The sequence below is a fragment of the Actinocorallia aurea genome, assembly GCF_054783995.1.
This window is the reverse complement of sequence record NZ_BAAGPQ010000001.1, coordinates 1-16,413: the sequence shown is the minus strand read 5'-3', so window position 1 is coordinate 16,413 and position 16,413 is coordinate 1. Positions and strand designations below refer to the sequence as shown.

Annotated in this window: 17 protein-coding genes; 5 read left to right on the top strand and 12 right to left on the bottom strand. The window is 72.4% G+C overall.

Annotated elements, in window-relative coordinates:
- Nucleotides 1-108: 108 nt before the first annotated feature.
- On the bottom strand, nucleotides 109-1,242 hold the full coding sequence (dnaJ, locus tag ACYVOM_RS00085) for a molecular chaperone DnaJ (RefSeq protein WP_460301081.1): 1,134 nt from the start codon (nucleotides 1,240-1,242) through the stop codon (nucleotides 109-111).
- Nucleotides 1,242-2,255 carry a heat-inducible transcriptional repressor HrcA gene (gene hrcA, locus ACYVOM_RS00080; RefSeq protein ID WP_460301080.1) on the bottom strand — a complete coding sequence of 338 codons (1,014 nt, stop codon included), beginning with the start codon at nucleotides 2,253-2,255 and terminating at the stop codon, nucleotides 1,242-1,244. Before hrcA ends, dnaJ begins: the two co-directional genes overlap by 1 nt.
- A 129-nt stretch (nucleotides 2,256-2,384) precedes the next feature.
- Between hrcA and ACYVOM_RS00075 the strand changes: the two genes are divergently transcribed.
- Genes ACYVOM_RS00075 through ACYVOM_RS00065 form a run of 3 tightly spaced genes read left to right on the top strand, consistent with a single transcriptional unit; the run spans nucleotide 2,385 to nucleotide 4,488 of the window.
- On the top strand, nucleotides 2,385-3,185 hold the full coding sequence (locus ACYVOM_RS00075; protein WP_460301079.1) for an MBL fold metallo-hydrolase: 801 nt from the start codon (nucleotides 2,385-2,387) through the stop codon (nucleotides 3,183-3,185).
- Between the two features lie 50 nt (nucleotides 3,186-3,235).
- Nucleotides 3,236-4,057, top strand: coding sequence for a DUF3097 domain-containing protein (locus ACYVOM_RS00070; RefSeq protein ID WP_460301078.1), 822 nt, complete (start codon nucleotides 3,236-3,238; stop codon nucleotides 4,055-4,057).
- 5 nt (nucleotides 4,058-4,062) lie between these two features.
- Entirely contained in the window at nucleotides 4,063-4,488 is a 426-nt protein-coding gene (locus tag ACYVOM_RS00065) for a DUF4870 domain-containing protein (protein ID WP_460301077.1), read from the top strand.
- On the opposite strand, the gene hemW is transcribed toward ACYVOM_RS00065, so the two are convergent.
- The 6 genes from hemW to lepA all read right to left on the bottom strand — a co-directional run bounded on the left by hemW (nucleotide 4,485) and on the right by lepA (nucleotide 9,803).
- Nucleotides 4,485-5,681, bottom strand: coding sequence for a radical SAM family heme chaperone HemW (gene hemW / locus ACYVOM_RS00060; RefSeq protein ID WP_460301076.1), 1,197 nt, complete (start codon nucleotides 5,679-5,681; stop codon nucleotides 4,485-4,487). The two genes, ACYVOM_RS00065 and hemW, sit on opposite strands and share 4 nt — an antisense overlap.
- Nucleotides 5,682-5,775: 94 nt before the next feature.
- A complete protein-coding gene (locus ACYVOM_RS00055) occupies nucleotides 5,776-6,528 on the bottom strand; it encodes a Uma2 family endonuclease (RefSeq protein WP_460301075.1) in 753 nt (250 codons plus the stop codon).
- Between the two features lie 69 nt (nucleotides 6,529-6,597).
- Nucleotides 6,598-6,930, bottom strand: coding sequence for a cupin domain-containing protein (locus ACYVOM_RS00050; protein WP_460301074.1), 333 nt, complete (start codon nucleotides 6,928-6,930; stop codon nucleotides 6,598-6,600).
- A 42-nt stretch (nucleotides 6,931-6,972) separates the two neighbouring features.
- Nucleotides 6,973-7,209, bottom strand: a complete 237-nt coding sequence (locus tag ACYVOM_RS00045; protein WP_460301073.1) for a hexameric tyrosine-coordinated heme protein — start codon at nucleotides 7,207-7,209, stop codon at nucleotides 6,973-6,975.
- 58 nt (nucleotides 7,210-7,267) lie between these two features.
- The gene (locus tag ACYVOM_RS00040; protein WP_460301072.1) at nucleotides 7,268-7,927 is read right to left on the bottom strand and encodes a DUF4870 domain-containing protein; all 660 of its coding nucleotides are present in this window, start codon (nucleotides 7,925-7,927) and stop codon (nucleotides 7,268-7,270) included.
- Between the two features lie 10 nt (nucleotides 7,928-7,937).
- Entirely contained in the window at nucleotides 7,938-9,803 is a 1,866-nt protein-coding gene (gene lepA, locus ACYVOM_RS00035) for a translation elongation factor 4 (protein ID WP_460301071.1), read from the bottom strand.
- Nucleotides 9,804-10,043: 240 nt separating this feature from the next.
- Between lepA and rpsT the strand changes: the two genes are divergently transcribed.
- Nucleotides 10,044-10,310 carry a 30S ribosomal protein S20 gene (gene rpsT / locus ACYVOM_RS00030; protein ID WP_460301070.1) on the top strand — a complete coding sequence of 89 codons (267 nt, stop codon included), beginning with the start codon at nucleotides 10,044-10,046 and terminating at the stop codon, nucleotides 10,308-10,310.
- A 208-nt stretch (nucleotides 10,311-10,518) separates the two neighbouring features.
- Nucleotides 10,519-11,082 carry an RNA 2'-phosphotransferase gene (locus ACYVOM_RS00025; protein WP_460301069.1) on the top strand — a complete coding sequence of 188 codons (564 nt, stop codon included), beginning with the start codon at nucleotides 10,519-10,521 and terminating at the stop codon, nucleotides 11,080-11,082.
- Between the two features lie 45 nt (nucleotides 11,083-11,127).
- Here ACYVOM_RS00025 and ACYVOM_RS00020 read toward each other — a convergent pair whose 3' ends face one another.
- The 4 genes from ACYVOM_RS00020 to ACYVOM_RS00005 form a co-directional block, all read right to left on the bottom strand.
- Nucleotides 11,128-11,601: a hypothetical protein gene (locus tag ACYVOM_RS00020; RefSeq protein WP_460301068.1), complete on the bottom strand. Its 474-nt coding sequence runs from the start codon at nucleotides 11,599-11,601 to the stop codon at nucleotides 11,128-11,130.
- Nucleotides 11,602-11,702: 101 nt separating this feature from the next.
- Nucleotides 11,703-12,650, bottom strand: coding sequence for a DNA polymerase III subunit delta (holA, locus tag ACYVOM_RS00015; RefSeq protein WP_460301067.1), 948 nt, complete (start codon nucleotides 12,648-12,650; stop codon nucleotides 11,703-11,705).
- 333 nt (nucleotides 12,651-12,983) lie between these two features.
- Entirely contained in the window at nucleotides 12,984-15,305 is a 2,322-nt protein-coding gene (locus tag ACYVOM_RS00010) for a ComEC/Rec2 family competence protein (protein WP_460301066.1), read from the bottom strand.
- Nucleotides 15,306-15,381: 76 nt separating this feature from the next.
- Nucleotides 15,382-16,029, bottom strand: coding sequence for a helix-hairpin-helix domain-containing protein (locus tag ACYVOM_RS00005; RefSeq protein ID WP_460301065.1), 648 nt, complete (start codon nucleotides 16,027-16,029; stop codon nucleotides 15,382-15,384).
- Between the last annotated feature and the right edge of the window lie 384 nt (nucleotides 16,030-16,413).

Here is a 16,413-nt window from a genome sequence, read left to right as displayed (position 1 = left end):
GAAGGCCGGAAGACGCGGGACGGCCGGGCGCTGGGGGCGCCCGGCCGTCTGGTCAGACCGTTAGGGGTTGTTGTAGCCGTCGTGGTAGGCGTCGGCCACTTCGTCTCCTCAAGTGTGGAAGGCGTCCCTGAGGCGGGAGAAGAAGCCCTGCTGGCCGGGGGCGAACTTGCCGGGGGGGCGCTCCTCGCCGCGCAGGACCGAGAGCTGCTTGAGGAGGTCCTCCTGCTCGGGGTCCAGCTTGGTGGGGGTCTCCACGTTGACGTGGATCATGAGGTCGCCGCGGCCGCTCGCGTTGAGGTGGCGCGCGCCCCTGCCGTACAGGGGGATGACCTGGCCGGACTGGGTGCCGGGCCGGATGTCGACCTCCTCCGCGCCGTCCAGGGTCTCCACCGTGACGGTGCTGCCGAGGGCCGCCGCCGTCATCGGGATCTGGACGGTGCAGTGCAGGTCGTCGCCCTCGCGCTCGAAGATCGCGTGCTGGCGCTCCACGATCTCCAGGAACAGGTCTCCGGCGGGGCCGCCGCCGGGGCCGACCTCGCCTTCGCCCGCGAGCTGGATGTGCGTGCCGTGCTCGACGCCCGCGGGGATCTTGACCTTGATCGTCCGCTGGGTCCGCACGCGCCCCTCGCCGGAGCACTCGCGGCACGGCGTCCGGATGACCGACCCGTAACCGCCGCACTGGGGGCACGGGCGCGAGGTCATGACCTGGCCGAGGAAGCTCCGCTGCACCTGCTGGATCTCACCCCGGCCGTGGCACATGTCGCACGTGTCGGGATGCGTGCCGGCCTCGGCGCCCGAGCCGCTGCACACCTTGCAGACGGTCGCGGTGTCGATCGTCAGCTCGCGGGTCGTGCCGAACGCGGTCTCCGAAAGGTCCAGTTCGACCCGAAGCGTGGCGTTTCTGCCGCGACGGGCGCGCGAGCGGGGGCCGCGCGTCCCTGCCTGGCCGAAGACGGCGTCCATGAGGTCGCTGAAGGGGAAGCCCGCCCCGAAACCGCCGCCGAAGCCGCCCGCGCCGGCGCCGCCGGACGCGAAGGGGTCGGCGCCGAGGTCGAACATCTCCTTCTTCTTCGGGTCGGACAGGACCTCGTAGGCCTGCGTGACCTCTTTGAACTTCTCCTGGCTCTCCACGTCCGGGTTGACGTCCGGGTGGAGTTCGCGCGCGAGCCGGCGGTAGGCCTTCTTGATCTCGTCGGGGGTGGCGCCGCGGCCCACCCCGAGGATCGCGTAATAGTCGCGCACTACGAGCCAGCCAGGATCTGTCCGACGTAACGTGCCACAGCGCGTACCGCTCCCATCGTTCCGGGGTAGTCCATGCGGGTGGGGCCGAGAACCCCGAGGCGGGCCAGCGCCTGCCCGTCCATCCCGTAGCCGGTGGCGACCACGGAGGTGGAGCGCAGCCCTTCCATCTGGTTCTCGGTGCCGATTCTGACGGTCAGGGTAGCCGGATCCCCGGTCTCCCCCAGCAGCCTCATCAGCACCACCTGCTCTTCCAGGGCCTCCAGCACGTCCCGGAGGCTCTGCGAGAAGTCGACGTGGGCGAGGTTGGCCGCGCCCGCGAAGACGATCTTCTCTTCGTTCCGTTCGACCAGGGTCTCCAGCAGCACCGACAGCACCGCCGCCGCGATCGGCCGGTCCTCGGCCGAGACGCGCTCGGGCAGGTCCTCCACCGCGAGGGGCACCTCGGCGAACGACCTCCCGTCCAGGCAGGTGTTGAGCAGCGCCCGCAGATGCGCCACCGACTCGTCCGCGAGGTCGGCGGCGGTCTCGAAGACGCGCTGCTCCACCCGTCCGGTGTCGGTGATCACCACGAGCAGCAGCCGCCGCGCCGACATCGGCACCAGCTCGATGTGCCGGACCGACGAGCGCACCAGCGACGGGTACTGCACCACGGCGACCTGCCGGGTGAGCTGCGCGAGCAGCCGGACGGTGCGGGACACCACGTCGTCGAGGTCATAGGCGCCGGCGAGGAAGCTCTCGATCGCCCGCCGTTCCCCGGGCGACATCGGCTTGATCGTCGACAGCCTGTCGACGAACAGGCGGTAGCCCTTGTCCGTCGGTATCCGGCCCGCGCTGGTGTGGGGCTGGGTGATGTACCCCTGCTCCTCCAGCACGGCCATGTCATTGCGCACGGTGGCCGGCGAGACCCCGAGGGCGTGCCGTTCGGCCAGCGCCTTGGAACCCACCGGTTCGTTGGTGGAGACGTAGTCCTCCACGATGGCGCGCAGGATGGCCAGCTTACGATCTTCCAGCAACGCTCACCTCCTGCTCGGCGCTCCCACTGCCCGGTGTCCGGCTGCCGATCAGGCTGCCTGGCACTCCCAGTCTATGAGTGCCAAGTGTACGGTCCCGGGCGCGGAAGTCGATGTGCGAGAGTCTGGTGCATGTCCTGGGAAGAGGTCGCCGATCGCTGTTTCCGCCGCAGCCACGGCAGGTTCGAGGTGAATGTCGGGGTCGTCACGGGGCGGCTGGGCACCGTCCTCATCGACACCGGAGCCTCCCCCGCCGAAGGCCGGGAACTGCGCGAGGAGCTGCGGGAACTGGGCGTCGGCGAGCCCGTCGCGGTGATCAACACGCACGGCCATTTCGACCACTGCTTCGGCAACGGGGCCTTCACCGGCCTGTTCTGGGGGCACGCGGGCCTCCCTGAATACCTGCGCCGAGAGGTCTGGATCACCATGGCCGCCGACGACCCCGACTGGGCCCGCTCCGTCGCCGGGACCGAGGTGCCCCCGCCCACCCAGACGGTCTCCGGCACCGCCCTCATCGACCTCGGCGACCGCCTCGTGGAACTCCACCACCTCGGCCGCGGCCACACCGGGCACGACCTCGTCGTCCAGGTGCCCGACTCGGGGGTGCTCTTCTCAGGCGACCTCGTAGAGGAGTCCGGCCCCCCGGCCTACGGAGGCGACAGCTACCCCTTGGACTGGCCGATCACCCTGACGCGGCTGCTGGAACTGCATCCGGAGACGATCGTGCCGGGGCACGGCGCACCCGTCGGGCGGGAGTTCGCGGTGCGGCAGCGGGACTCCATCGCGGCGGTGGCCCACGGCGTCCGTGAGACGTTCGACCAGGGCCTCGATCCTGTGCAGGCGCTCACGGCCCGCGACTGGCCCTACGACCCGCTGCGCCTCTTCCAGGCCGTCCGCAGGGGCCACGGGCAGCTTTCCCGTCCTTCGGAGTGATGCGCCGCCGGGTGATGCACCGCCGCGCCCCCGAGGGTTAGGGTCGGGGCGTGCGCAGCAAGGACTATGGAGACGACGTCCTCGCCGGGAACTGGCGGCTCCCCCGCAAGGGCACCATTCCCGAGATCCCCGCCGAGCGCGACCTCGTCGTCGAGGACCCCGACAGCGGGTTCTGCGGCGCCGTCGTCGCCTGCGGCAAGGAAGAGGTCACCCTTGAGGACCGCTTCGGCAAGCGCCGCGTCTTCCCCCTCGACCCCGCCGGATTCCTGCTGGACGGCAGGCCCGTCACCCTCGTACGGCCCGTCCCCCGGCAGGGCGGTCCGGCCCGCAGCGCCTCCGGGTCGATCGCCGTCCAGGGGCACCGGGCGCGGGTGGCGCGGGAGAGCCGGATCTACGTCGAGGGCGTCCACGACGCCGAACTCGTCGAGAAGATCTGGGGGCACGACCTGCGGGTCGAGGGCGTCGCGGTGGAGTACCTGGAGGGCATCGACCATCTGCCGCTGATCGTCGAGGAGTTCGAGCCCGGCCCGGGAAGGCGCCTCGGCGTCCTCGTGGACCACCTCGTGCCGGGCTCCAAGGAGTCGAGGATCGCCGCCCGGGTCACCGACGCGAACGTCCTCATCTGCGGACACCCCTACATCGACGTCTGGCAGGCCGTGAAGCCCGCCGCCCTCGGCATCCGGGCCTGGCCCGAGGTGCCCAAGGGGTTCGACTGGAAGGAAGGGGTCTGCGCCCGGCTCGGCTGGCCCGGAGACACCCGCGCGGCCTGGCGGCGGATCCTCGGATCCGTGCGGACTTTCGCGGATCTGGAACCTGAGCTGCTCGGGCGCGTCGAAGAGTTGATCGACTTCGTCACCGCTCCCGAGGAGTGACGCCCATGGCACGTCGCAGCCGCCCCCAGCCCACCCCGACCGTCCGTCTTCCCGAGGGCTTCGCCGCCGGGTTCCAGGGCGGGCCGACCACGCCGGACGAGCGCCAGTGGGCGCTCACCGCCTACATCGGCCAGTTCGTCCTGTGGGTGCTGCCCCCGCTGTACGTCTACCTGACCAAGAAGCGCCGCTCGGCCTACGCCCGCCACCACGGCCGCCAGGCGCTCAACCTCGCTTTGACGACCGGGATCGTGGTCGGCGCCGCGCTGTGGATCAGCCAGTGGGTCCCGGCCGCCCAATGGGTCGCCGCGGGCTGGGTGGTGCTCGCCCTCGGCCTCATCGTGTTCAGCGCGACCCGCGTCAACAAGGGAGCCTGGCACCGGCTGCCCGTTCCCGTCGCCTGGCCGATCTTCAAGGACCGCCCGCGCGCTTAGGTGAGGTCGCGGACCACGGCGTCGGCGAGGAGGCGGCCCTGGAGGGTCAGGACGGCGCGCCCGTCCACCCGCTCCACCAGGCCGCGCGCCTCCTGCTCGGCAACGGTGGCCGCATCGAGGAGCTCCAGCGGGCAGCCCTCGCGGAGCCGGATCTCCAGCAGGATCCGCTCCACGAGGCGGGTCTCGGCGTCGAGCACCTCGCGCGCGTGCGCCGGTGTGCCGCCTTCGGCGAGGCGGGAGGCGTACGCGGCGGGGTGCTTGACGTTCCACCACCGCGTGCCGCCGACATGGCTGTGCGCGCCGGGGCCCGCGCCCCACCAGTCCGCGCCCTTCCAGTACAGGACGTTGTGGGCGCACTCCCCACCCGGCAGCGCCCAGTTCGACAGCTCGTACCAGCGCATCCCCGCCTTGCCGAGCAGCTCGTCGGCCATGAGGTAGCGGTCGGCCATCGCGTCGTCGTCCGGCTCGGCGAGCACCCCGCGGCGGACCTGCGCGGCGAGCTTCGTGCCGTCCTCGACGATCAGCGCGTACGCCGAGATGTGGTCGGGACCCGCCTCCAAGGCCGCTTCCAGGGACGCCCGCCAGTCCTCGTCGGACTCTCCCGGCGTGCCGTAGATCAGGTCGAGGTTGACGTGCGCGAACCCCGCCTCCCTGGCCTGCGCGACGACCAGGGGGACCCGCGCCGGCGTGTGCGTGCGGTCCAGGGCCGCGAGGACATGCGGACGGGCGCTCTGCATCCCGTAGGAGACCCGGGTGAAGCCGCCCGCCCTCAGACCGTCCAGATAGGCCCTGTCGACGGTCTCCGGGTTGGCCTCGGTGGTGACCTCGGCGCCGGGCGCGAGGCCGAACTCGCCGTCGATCGCGGCGAGGATCCGGCCGAGGTCGCCGGGCGGGAGCAGGGTCGGGGTGCCGCCACCCACGAACACCGTCTCGACCGGCAGCTCCGCGTCGCCCAGGACGCGCCGGGCCATCCGGATCTCGGAGATCACCGTGTCGGCGTAGGAGTCGCGGGACGCGCCGGGGCCCAGCTCGGAGGCCGTGTAGGTGTTGAAGTCGCAGTAGCCGCAGCGCGTCACGCAGAACGGGACGTGGACGTAGAAGCCGAACGGGCGCTCGCCCAGGCCGGCGAGAGCCGAGGCGGGCAGCGATCCGTCGGCCGGTACGGGGTCCCCTTCGGGCAGCGTCGAGGGCATTCCCCCAGTCTCGCAGCGCGGACGCCGTGCTCCGACCGGCCGGAACTGCCGAGGCCCGGGTGGCGGGGTGTCCCGCCACCCGGGCCCGGGGAACTCAGTCGAACCGGACGGGAGCCTGCGGGGCGGTCGGGGCCGCCGCGGGCAGGACCGTCATCGTGCCGGGACGGCCCGGCACCTGGTCGAGCCGGACCACCCGGCCCGGATAGGCGCGCTGGGCGATCGCGACGTCCCGCTCGTCCCAGCGGCCGTAGAAGACGGGGCTGCCGTTGTGCAGCTCCACCTTCTCCACCCCGGTGGGCCAGCGGCGCAGGAAGGAGTCGATGCCGAACGCCTCGTCGGCCGCGGGCAGGTCGGGGCCGTTCTGACGCGCCATGTGCGCTCCCTCCACCGGGGCACGCCAGGGCGGCAGGCCCCGGAACAGCGCCTCGGGCGTGATCTCGATCTTGAATGGTTCGGTGAGCCGCACCGTCTCGCCCGTGCCGACGACGGCGACCTCGCCGTAGCCGTCCTCGCCCAGCTCGAAGACATGGACGCGCGCGTTCTCGCCCTCGGCGTCCACGACCCAGTAGCAGGGCACCCCGGCCGCCTCGTACAGGGCCTTCTTCGCGCCGAGATCACTCGCCCGCGACGCCTCCGAGGCGACCTCCACGGCCAGCAGCGGAGGGCCCTCCACGAAGCCCTCCCGTCGCTGGCCGGCGCAGTAGACCGTGAGGTCGGACGGCACCCACGTGCCGCCGCCGAGCCGCACAGCCGTCGCCGTGGCCGTCGCCATGTCGCCGTATTCGGCGAACATCACCGGGGCGACGAGATCCGCCACGAGTATCTGGTGCAAGAGTGTGTGACCCACGACGGACAGTTTTCACCCAGGGACGCATGGTGACCCGGCGTTTTCGGGTATCCGTGTGACTCGATCTGATCACGGGGCCTCGACGCCGGTCACCGTCGTCAGCAGGACCACCGCGTCGGTGAGCGCCGTCAGGCCGTGGCGCTCCTGCGGGAGCGGGGCGACGCTGCCCTCCGCCACCTCCACGTCGCCGCTCTTCGCCGTGATGCGCACCGAGCCGGACAGGACCTGGAGGGAGGCCGCCGGAGGCGCCACGTGCTCCTCCAGCTCCACGCCCCGGGTCAGCGCGATCAGCGCCTGGCGCAGGGGGCCCTCGTGCACGAAGAGGTGGGCGCTGCGGCCGTGGCCGTCGGCCTTGGCCTTGGTCAGGTGCTCGTCGCTGAGCGCCTTGAGATCAGTGGTCATGGCCAAGGGATTCCCTGGACCTCACCCTGGCCAAACTGTGATCTAGCCCCGCATGTCACCGCGATCCGGTCGGTAAGCGTGCTTCCAGGACGGACCGCGCCAGTAGTGGTTCGCCGCGGCGATCGTGGCGAACTCCGCCGCCACCGCCTCGCCGCTCACCTGGGGATCCGCCGCGGGCCGCATCCGCAGCAGCACCCGGCGCGCCAGCTCGATCGCCAGCACCCGGCCCTCCTCCGGAGTGTCGGTCATCAGCGAATCGCCGGGCACCAATTCGTCCATGATCGATCCATGCCACCGCACGGGGCCCGCTAATCCGCCGGATCCGACATCCGGGACGTCACTTGATCATGGGCCAGGCGACGAAGGCCGGGAATCGGTACCAATCGCCCTGGGACGCCTTCACTGCCGCGATCACCACGAAGACGACCTCCAGAATCCCCAGCGGGAAGTACAGGAGCGCCCCGAGGCCGAAGGTGACGAACGAGACGGGGATCAGGATGATCGCGTAGGCGATCGCGGTGATCCCGAGGTTGATCCCCTGGGCCGCGTGCCAGCGCGCGAACGGGCCCCTGTCCTTGTAGACCAGGTAGACGATCAGCGGCGCGAACAGCCCGATCAGGAACTGGCCGAGATGCCCCAGCAGGGCCCACGTCCGCTCCTCCGACGCCGAGACCGGCGGCTGCCCCCAGCCTCCAGGGCCCTGCGGGGCGCCCGGCGGCGGGAAGAAGGGCGGCTGGGAGGGCGGACCGAACTGCTGGCCGTAAGGCTGCTGCCCTGGTTGGCCGTAAGGCTGCTGCCCATAGGGCTGCTGGCCGGGCTGCCCGTAAGGCTGCTGGCCGGGCTGCCCGTAAGGCTGCTGGCCGGGCCCCCCGGGATGCCGGCCGGCTCCCGGCTGCGGGAACGGCGGCTGCGTCGACGGCGGGGGCTGCTGCCCCGGCGGGCGCCAGCCCCCCTGGGGTGATGCGGCTCCGTCAGGTTCCCAGGGGGGTGTGCTCATCGCCTCAGGCTCATTTCTTCGGCTTGTCCGCCGACGATCCCGTCGAGAGGGCGGCGACGAAGGCCTCCTGCGGCACGTCCACGCGCCCGATGGTCTTCATCTTCTTCTTGCCCTCCTTCTGCTTCTCCAGCAGTTTGCGCTTCCGGGAGATGTCACCGCCATAGCACTTGGCGAGGACGTCCTTGCGGATCGCGCGGATGTTCTCGCGGGCGATCACCCGGGCGCCGATCGCCGCCTGGATGGGCACCTCGTACTGCTGGCGCGGAATGAGCTCCTTGAGCTTCGTCGTCATCATCAGGCCGTACTCGCGGGCCTTGTCGGCGTGCACGATCTGGCTGAACGCGTCGACGGACTCGCCCTGGAGGAGGATGTCGACCTTGACGAGGTTGGACTCCTGCTCGCCCGTGGGGTCGTAGTCGAGGCTCGCGTAGCCGCGGGTGCGCGACTTCAACTGGTCGAAGAAGTCGAAGATGATCTCGCCGAGCGGCAGCGTGTACTTGATCTCGACGCGGTCCTCCGACAGGTAGTCCATGCCGAGGAGCACGCCGCGGCGGCCCTGGCACAGCTCCATGATCGTGCCGATGAACTCGGTCGGGGTGAGGACCGTCGCCTTGACCACCGGCTCGAAGACCCGCGCGATCCGGCCGTCGGCCGGGTACTCGCTGGGGTTCGTGACGGTGTGCTCCTCACCGTTCTCCATCTCCACGCGGTAGATGACGCTCGGGGCCGTCGAGATCAGCGCGAGGTTGAACTCGCGCTCCAGGCGCTCGCGGACGATCTCCATGTGGAGCAGGCCGAGGAAGCCGCAGCGGTAGCCGAAGCCGAGCGCCAGCGACGTCTCCGGCTCGTAGACCAGGGCGGCGTCGTTCAGGCGGAGCTTGTCCAGGGCGTCGCGCAGCAGCGGGTACTCGTCGCCGTCGATCGGGTACAGGCCCGAGTAGACCATCGGCCTCGGGTTCTCGTACCCGCCGAGCGACTCGGGGGCCGGGCGCGAGGCCATCGTCACGGTGTCGCCGACGCGGGCCTGGCGGACGTCCTTCACACCGGAGATCAGGTAGCCGACCTCGCCGACGCCCAGACCGTCGGTGGAGATGGGCTCGGGCGAGATGACGCCCACTTCCAGGGTGTCGTGGGCGGTGCCCGTCGACATCATGAGGGACTTCTCGCGGCGGGTGATCCGGCCGTCGACCACGCGGACGTAGGTGACCACGCCGCGGTAGGTGTCGTAGACCGAGTCGAAGATCAGGGCGCGGGCCGGGGCGTCGGCGTCGCCGACGGGGGCCGGGACGTCCGCGACGATCTTGTCGAGGAGGTCCTCGACGCCCATGCCGGTCTTGCCCGACACGCGCAGGACCTCGGACGGGTCGCAGCCGATCAGGTTCGAGATCTCCTCGGCCACCTTCTCCGGCTGGGCCGCGGGCAGGTCGATCTTGTTCAGGACCGGGATGATGTGGAGGTCCGCCTCGATCGCCATGTACAGGTTCGCCAGCGTCTGCGCCTCGATGCCCTGGGCGGCGTCCACCAGCAGGATCGCGCCCTCGCACGCGGCCAGCGAGCGGGACACCTCATAGGAGAAGTCCACGTGGCCCGGCGTGTCGATCATGTTGAGGACATGACCCTTCCACGGCAGCCTGACCGCCTGCGACTTGATCGTGATGCCGCGTTCGCGCTCGATGTCCATCCGGTCCAGGTACTGGGCCCGCATGGAGCGGTCGTCGACGACCCCGGTCAGCTGCAGCATGCGGTCTGCCAGGGTGGACTTGCCATGGTCGATGTGCGCGATGATGCAGAAGTTGCGGATCACCGCGGGATCGGTGTGTTTCGGTACGGGCGGCACGCGGATCCTAGGTTGACGTGGAAACGTTCCGACTCCCATCGTCCCATGTCCGTGCCGATGCTCCGGTTGCGGCGGGTCCGTTCCCCGTCCGGCGGGACCCGCGGGCGTCATCGACAGGGCCCCTGAGCTGGGATTCTCCCGCTCGGGTTGGGGGTCGGGGCGTGGCGTTGGTAGTCTTCTTCCTTGCGTGTGGGTGCGTGTGTCTCCGTACCCGCAGATCCGACCGGCTGCCGGATCTCCGCGCCCCATCCGTGACTCACCCGAACGAGGCTTCTTTCAGTGGCGAACATCAAGTCCCAGATCAAGCGGAACAAGCAGAACGAGAAGGCGCGCCTGCGCAACAAGGCCGTCAAGACCGAGCTGAAGTCGGCCATCCGCAGGTTCCGCGAGGCCGTCGCCGCGGGCGACGCCGACGGTGTGGAGACCGCGCTGCGCCACGCCAGCCGCAAGCTGGACAAGGCCGTCAGCAAGGGCGTCATCCACCAGAACCAGGCCGCGAACCGCAAGTCCGCGATCGCCAAGCAGGCCGCCGCCCTGGCCAAGTAAGGCCACCGCGCACCGCGCTTCGAGGCCGCCCCCGCCGATCACGGCGCGGGCGGCCTTCTGCGTCTTTGGGAACCGCGACGCCGGTCGCGCGGACGGCACCGCGCTTCCCGGCTGGGCTTTCCGGCTGCGCTTTCCGGCTGCGCTTCCCGGCTGGGCTTCGGCGAATTCAGATGCGCGGCGGCGGAGATCCGTTTACGCTCGCGAGGGAATGAACGAACGACAGATCATCAAAGTATCGAAGTACCTCGCCCGCCACCTGCGGCACCAGCCCGAGCGCATCGGCCTCCGGCCCGACCCCGCCGGCTGGGTGACCGTCGCCGACCTCCTCGAGGCCTGCCGCAGGCACCGGATGGCGCTGAGCGAAGCCGACCTCCGCGAGGTCGTCGCCGGCAACGACAAGCGGCGGTTCGCCTTCTCCCCCGACGGCCTGCGCATCCGCGCCAGCCAGGGGCACACCATCACCGTCGACCTCGGGCTGCCCGCCGTCACGCCACCCGACGTCCTGTACCACGGGACCGTCGGGTCGGTGCTCGAGGCGATCTTCCGCGAGGGGCTGCGGCCCATGGACAGACACGCCGTGCACCTGTCGCCGGACACCGAGACGGCCCGGCGCGTCGGCGCGCGGCGGGGACGCCCCGTGCTGCTGCGGGTCGACGCCGCCGCGATGGCCGCCGCCGGCCACCTCTTCCAGCGCACCGACAACGGCGTCTGGCTGACGGGGCACGTCCCGCCCTCGTACCTGGCGACCGTGGGCTTTCCGCCGGCCGACTGACGCCTCGGGGGCCGCCGCGCCGGCCTCGGGGCCTCGCGGCCTCCTTCAGGGGTAGCCGATGGCCTCGTCCACATCGCACCAGGTGAGGGTCGGCACCACCCAGTCGGGAGCGGGCTCGTCCTGCGGGCCGAACAGGTAGCGGTGCGGGACCACGTCGCGGATGGCGCGGTGCACGTCCATCCGGTCGTCGATCATGTGCGTGATGCCCAGCTCCGCGCAGTGCTGGGCCTTGTCCGCACGGCGGCGGCAGTACCGGATGTGCGCGCGGGGGATGCCCGTCACCTTGTAGAACTCGTGGTGCTCCAGCCAGGCCAGCGACATGGGCTCGCCCTCCTCGCTGACGCGTGAGATCACCCACGCACGGCCGTTGAAGCGTTCCACGATCCTCGGCAGGATCTCGAACGCGCCCTCGATCAACGGCATGAGCCGCGGATCGTCCAGGAACACCCGGCCGTCGGCCTGCCTGTTGGCGCCGACCACCACACGCCCGAGGTCCACCCCGAGCCTCGCCTCTCCCATGACTCCACCTTGTCCAGCATGCGAACCACCCGCAACCGTTTCTTGGACAACGAGACCGTGTCGCGTTCCGATGCCGTCCGCGAGTGAGAACCCCGTCACCCTCAGCGCGCCGACCTTGCCGCGACGATCTCATGCACCGCGCGTTCCAGCGCGTACCCGGCATCGGCCGCGCCGCCCTTGACCGCCTGATCCGTCTCGGCCACGACGATCAGGGCGCGGGCGATCCCGTCGGGGGACCAGCCGCGGATCTGCCTCTGCAGCCGCTCGATCTTCCACGGCGGCATGCCCAGCTCCTTGGCCAGCGCGAAACTCTTGCCCCGCGCCCCGCCGACCTTCGCCAGGCCCCGGACGCCCTGGGCGAGGGCGCTGTTGATCAGAACCGCCGCCACCCCCGTCGACAGGGCCCAGCGCAACTGCTCCAGCGCCTCGCCCAGCCTGCCCTCGACCGCGGCGTCGGCCACGGTGAAACCCGAGACCTCGGCACGGCCCCGGTGGTAGCGCGCCACCGCCGCGTCGGTGATCTTGCCGCCGGTGTCGGAGATGAGCTGGCTGCAGGCGGCGGCGATCTCGCGCAGATCGTTGCCGACCGCGTCCAGGAGCTGCTGGGCGGCGCCGGGGCTGATCGAGCCGCCGAGCCGGCGGACCTCGGCCCGCAGGAAGTCCAGCCGCTCCCCCGCCTTGGTGACCTTCGGACACGTGATCTTCCGCGCGCCCGCCTTCGTCCACGCGTCGAGCAGCCCCTTGCCCTTGACGCCCCCGGCGTGCACCAGCACGAACACGATGTCGTCCGCCGGGTTCTTCACATAGGCCCCGACCTCCGCCGCCAGATCCTTCCCCAGGTCCTGCGCCGCCCGCAGCACGATCACCTTGCCCCCGCCGAACAGCGACGGCGACGTCAGCTCCACCAGCCGCCCCGACTCCAGCCCCGAAGGCACCAGATCCACCACCTCGGCGTCCGGCTCCCGCCTCCGCGCCTCCCCCACGATCTCCCCCACCGCCCGATCGACGAGCAGCTCCTCATCCCCCACGACCACCGTCACCAAGTCCACCCCCCCAGAATGCCACCACCCCCCGACCACTCCACCCCGAACCCAGCCCCCACCCCCCCGAAAACCCGGCCCAGGGCGTGGGCAAGGCGGGGCCACCCCGACCCAGGGTGTGGGCGGCAAGCGGGGCCAGGCGTATGGGGTCAGGGCAGGGCGCGGGGCAGGTTATGCGGGTCAGTGCGCGCAGGGCAGGCGCGCGCAGGGGCGGTGCGCGCAGGGGCGGTGCGCGCGAGGCAGGTATGCGGGGTCAAGTGTGGGCAGGGCAGGTATGCGGGGTCAGGTGTGGGCGGGGCAAGTGTGCAGGGTCAGGTGTGCGGGGTTCAGGGGCCGTGGGGGTCAGGGGCCGTGGGGGCGGGTGTGGACCTGGAGGCGGGAGCCGGAGGTGGAGACGGCTATGTCGCCTTGGAGGTCGGTGCGGTAGACGCGGGCGGGCTCCAGGAGCTTCAGGGTGCGGGTGGACGGGTGGCCGTAAGGGTTGTCCCGGCCTACGGAGATCACGGCGATGCGGGGACGGCCTTCGGTGAGGAAGGCCGCCTCCTGCCGCGGGCTCCCGTGGTGCGGGACCTTGAGGACGTCGATCTCCGGGATCAGGCCGCGCAGCGCGTTCTGCGCGTCCTCTTCCAGATCCCCGGCGAGCAGCACGGACAGGCCCGGCCAGCGCGCGAGCAGGACGACACTGGCGTTGTTGACGAGGGTTCCGTCGTCGGAGGGCAGCGGCGGGCCCGGGCGCGGGCCGAGGACGTCGAGGGTGAGCGCACCGTACGCCCACCGCCGCCCGGGGACCGCGGGGAGCAGCGCCGGAGCGGCGCGCGCCGCGGCGACCGCGCGCCGCTCGGGGCCCAGACCGCTCAGCGGGCTGTGCGCGACCACCGCGCCCGGTCTCGCGCGCAGCACCCCGCTGAGCCCCGCGACGTGGTCGGCGTGCGGGTGAGTGAGCACCACCAGCGAGACCCTCCGGACGCCGAGCCGTCTCAGGCAGCCGTCGACGAGCACCGGGTCGGGCCCCGCGTCGACGACCACCGCTCGCCCCGGCCCCTCGGCGAGGACCAGTGCGTCGCCCTGCCCGACGTCGCAGGCGACGAACCGCCACCCGTCGGGCGGCCACGCGGGCGCCGTGATCCGGACCGCCGCGAACGTGACCGCCGCCCCCGCGACGGCCGCCGCCGCGAACCGCCTGACCCACCGCACCCGCGCCGCGGCGACCACCCCGACCGTGCAGACGGCCAGGCAGACCGCGCCCCAGAGCCCTCCCGGCCATGGCAGCACCAGATAGGGCAGCGCCGCGAACGCCTCCGCGACCGCGATCACCCAGGACGCCGCCCACCCCGCGGGCACCGCCGCCCAACGCGCGGCGTCCGCCGACACCTGGGCCAGCACGGCGGCGGCGAATCCGCACACCGTCGTCAGCCCGATCCCCGGCGCTGCCAGCACGTTCGCCGGGACCGCGGTGAGCCCGACCTGCCCGGACAGCGCCGCCAGCACCGGCCCGACCGCCGCCTGCGCGGCCAGCGGCACCGCGACGGCCTCGCTCAGCCGGCGCGAAAGCCCCCACGCGTGCAGGGCGTCCCGCCAGCGTGGCGCGAGGAGCAGCAGGCCCGCCGTCGCGGTCACCGACAGGACGAAGCCGTACGACCCCGCGAGCCCTGGGTCGAGCAGGATCAGCACGACGACGGCGCCCGCGAGGGCGGGCACACCCTGCCTCTCCCGCCCGGTGAAGACCGCGAAGAGCCCGATCGCCCCCATGACCGACGCCCGCAGCACGCTGGGCTCCCCGCCGACCACCGCGAAGAAGGCCGCCGCGGCGATCCCCGCGGCGACCGCGGCGCGGCGCAGCCCCAGGCCCGCCCACCGGACCGCCCACAGCACCGCGGCGGTGAGGATCGAGAAGTTCGCGCCGCTGACGACCAGGCAGTGCACCAGGCCGGCGGCCCGGAACTCCTCGTGGGTCCGCTGCGGCAGGCCCGACACGTCGCCCAGCACCATGCCGGGGACGACGCCGCGCGGCTCGGGGGCCATGTCGTCCACCGCCTTCCGCAGACCCGCCCGCACTCCCTCGGCCCACCGCTGCCAGGCACCCGCCTCACCGATCACCTCCGCCCGTCCCCGAGCCAGCACCAGCGCCCCGACGAGGCCGCCGCCGTCGGGCACCGCGAACCGTCCGCGTCCGCGCACCCGCTCGCCCATCCGCGCCTTCTCCCACCCGCCCGCGCCCTCCTCCCACTCCATCGCCATCACCACCACCGGCGTCCGCACCGGCACCCCGCCGTGCAAACCCACCCATTCCGCCCTCCCCTCCACGACGAGCACCCCCTTCCCCGTCCTGCGCACCCCCGCCGTCACGACCACCTCCACATCCGCCGTCTCCTTCCGCTCCGCCGCCTTCCGGACGACCCCGCCCTCCACGGCCTCCACCCGCACCCCCACCCCCACGGCGCAGGCCGCCCCCACCGCCAGCGCCGCCGCCACCGCGCGCCACCCCCGCGCCCACCCGGCCAGCCCGCCGACGCAGCACCCGGCCGCCACCCAGTACGCCTCCCAGCCCCACCCGATCCGGACCAGGCCGAAAGCCAGAGCCCAGACCACGCCCGCGACCCCCACCAGCCGCACGTCGACCGGCCGCTTTCCCCCGGCCTCCGCCCACCCGCCATGCCCCGCCACCGCACCCATCCCCTTCCGAAGAACTGCCTGCTCCTTTGGCACCTGCGACCCCACCCGTCGGTCTCACCTCGCGCGCCTAGACGCGGATGTGCGGGGCCAGGTCGGCGTACCGGCTGTCGCCGATGCCGCTGACGTCGCGGAGCTCGTCCGGGGTGCGGAAGGGACCGTGGGCGGTGCGGTGGTCGAGGATGCGCTGAGCGAGGACGGGGCCGACGCCCGGGAGCTGCTGGAGCTGGTCGAGGGTCGCGGTGTTGAGGTCGACGGGGGTTTGAGGCACCCCGGCCGGGGCCTGCGGCTGGGCGAGTGGCTGCGGCTGGTCGGCGCCCACGTTGATCTGTTCGCCGTCCTGGACCTTCCGGGCGAGGTTGAGCGCGCCCACCTCGGCCTTCGGCCGCAGCCCGCCCGCCGCGGCGACCGCCTCGTGCACGCGGGAGTCCGGCGACAGCGTCACGATGCCGGGGCTCCGCACGTCGCCCGCCACGTGCACCACCACGGGCCGCGCCGTCGCCGCGGGCACGGGGGACGCGGCGGGCACCGGCTCCGCCGACCGGTTCGTCTCCTCCCGCGCGAACAACTCGGGCTCAGGGCGCGTCGCCCAGAAGAACACCCCCGTCGCGACGACCGCCACGAACGCGAGCACGGCCAGCGCCCGCGCCCCCGTGATCCCCGGATCGAGCCGCTCCATCACCCTTCCGGCAGCCCGCCGCGCCTCCTCCAGACGCACCCCGCTCCCCCTTTCCCGATCTTCCACCCACTCCGTCCCCGACCTTCCGTCCTCCCGTTCCGCGCCCTCCCGCACCCGCAGCGGCCTCCCCCGACCTCCGCTTTCCCCTTCGGCCAAGACGTCCCCCGCTCCGCCGCCGTCCGCCTCCCCACCCCGAGGCACCCCGGGCCCGGCCCCGCCACCCAGCCCCCCGAGCACTCCGACCTCCCTCTCCGTCCACACCGCACGCGCCCCGCTCCCTCCTTCACTCCACCCGCCGCCTCCTCCACCCGTTCTCCCGCCCCACCCCGCGTCCGCGTCCCCCTTCGAACCCGGCCCGCCGCCACCCCACGCCAAGGCCCCGCCGATCCCCCCACCTTCCGGCCCCAACTCCTCCCCGAACCC